Origin of the sequence: Methylophaga sp. UBA5088 (genome assembly GCF_002414625.1) — a bacterium.
GTDB lineage: Bacteria > Pseudomonadota > Gammaproteobacteria > Nitrosococcales > Methylophagaceae > Methylophaga > Methylophaga marina.
In genome coordinates this window covers 20,961-22,895 of record NZ_DIAC01000036.1, presented here as the reverse complement: position 1 = coordinate 22,895, position 1,935 = coordinate 20,961, and the positions used below count along the sequence as shown (strand labels likewise).

The 1,935-nt window shown below is 41.6% G+C and carries 3 protein-coding genes; all 3 read right to left on the bottom strand.

The window, feature by feature from the left end:
• Positions 1–624, bottom strand: a 624-nt coding sequence (locus tag B4K20_RS05010; RefSeq protein WP_289282097.1) for a CHASE4 domain-containing protein, incomplete at its 3' end; no start/stop codon positions are given.
• Positions 625–831: 207 nt separating this feature from the next.
• Positions 832–1,347 carry a superoxide dismutase [Cu-Zn] SodC gene (gene sodC / locus B4K20_RS05005; RefSeq protein WP_289282096.1) on the bottom strand — a complete coding sequence of 172 codons (516 nt, stop codon included), beginning with the start codon at positions 1,345–1,347 and terminating at the stop codon, positions 832–834.
• Between the two features lie 86 nt (positions 1,348–1,433).
• Positions 1,434–1,935 (bottom strand): autotransporter outer membrane beta-barrel domain-containing protein (locus tag B4K20_RS05000; RefSeq protein WP_289282095.1); only part of this gene is annotated, 502 nt, incomplete at its 5' end.

Here is a 1,935-nt window from a genome sequence, read left to right as displayed (position 1 = left end):
CCATTTTGTCAGGAGAGCCCGATCTAACTTACGAGTCATCATTAAGACACCATAAAGCTCACCTGTTTTGAGTTGGTCTGTTTGTTTATCTGCCACAATGACTGATGCAGCGATAACATGAATTTGACCATGAATACTGATATACGACGTGATAGGCTCAGGCGATTCGTAATCGGTTTGTATGGCTTGATCAAACATCCGTGCAAAAGCAGGCTCAGTATAAACCGAGCTACTAAGCTCCTCTCTTACGCCGTTTACGATACTGTCTTTTAGATTGCCGTCGTGTTCATAGATGATGACTTGGTTAATAGTAAAGGTATTGAATAAATAATCACTATCAAAGTTATCTTCGTAATATGATGCATCATCAACACCAGAAAGCGCCTCAGCCGCATCATTCCAGAAGCTGTAGTCATAAACCACTTTTCCTAAACTTTCACGCTCATTGTAAAAAACACTGTCGGAAACAGTTCGGGATGATGAAATCGCATTGTCATTCAAGTGATGGAATGACTGCACCATCAAATAGAGAAAGTAACTACCCAGAAAAAATAATAGTATGAATAAGCTATACATACTGGCTCTCATGTATTTCAACATAATATTGATTTGATGATTACTCATGAGAACCTCGTTAATGTCTTATTTATTTACTATATCAACTACATACATTACTTGCTCACAACTTGGTGTTGAGTGGCATAGTAAAATTGCTATGTTAAAAGTGAAAGAGACAACGAGAGTTATACCAAACGACTTCAGCATCGAGCGGTAAACTATGTTTTATATGGATAAAAAGAACCCGCTTAATTGCGGGTTCCTATTAGATGTTTAGTGGATAACACCACATACCAGACGAGCGCCACCGCCGCCTAAAGGCTTGGGATTATCGGAGTAATTATCACCGTTTTCATGAATCATCAATGAGCGGTTATGTAACTCTTTTAATTTAAGTTTTGGTGATAATACCGGTAAGGTGGCATCACCATTCTCATCAACATATAACGCTGGCAGATCACCTTTGTGACCTTCAAAACTCCATGGTTCAGCGTGTTGGCCTGTCTCGGAAGGATCATAATGACTACCAGCTGCACCGCCGGGCACTAATTCACCGTCTTTTTTCTTGGCGTCACAGGAAGCGATCTCATGCACATGGAAGCCATGTATGCCTGTTGGCAGGTTTTTTAAATCTGGTGTAAAAACGGTACCGTAAGGATGACTGCTGATAGTAACGGTGCCGACGCTTTCACCTGTTTTTAAATTGGTCATATCCACCGTAATATCATCTGCAGCAAAAGCCGTTGATGTCAGTAACAATGACGTTAGAAAAGCTGTTTTAAGTTTCATACCATCTCCTTTTGTGGTTGTAACAACTCACTATTCTGGACTGTCATTGTCAGGAGATGTTCCAATAGCATTGAGTCAACATAACATTAGAAGGCAATATCCAACGTGGCTGATAAGGCGTTATTCTGGTGGGAGTCTGCAAACTCCCCTGTGTAACCGACATTCAAAGACGTGCTTCCTGTCAGCTGCCCGGTAACCCCGAGAGCTAACTGTAAGCGATTATTATCCAGCTCCGGACCATCGATAGAAAAGTTTGATCCAGATATATTTTTAAAATTAGCATTCAGTGTTGAAACACTATCCATATGTTCATGCACATAGGCGATACTGGCAAAAGGGGTAAGAATCCGTTTATCCGCCATGTGGATATCGTGGCTTAAACACATACCAATAGAGGTCAACAAGCTCTCGTCGGTTTCTTTATCTACACTCAGGTTGGCTGCACCTGCCCCCTTCTCATTAAAACTATCTCGTGTGCTGTGCAGATAAGAAACACCGGCAAATGGTGTGAAAGCGGTGTCTGCGTTGAGTGCAAAGTCCTTACCCGCCTCAATCGTGACATTGACGTCAAAACTATCGTAATCGGCT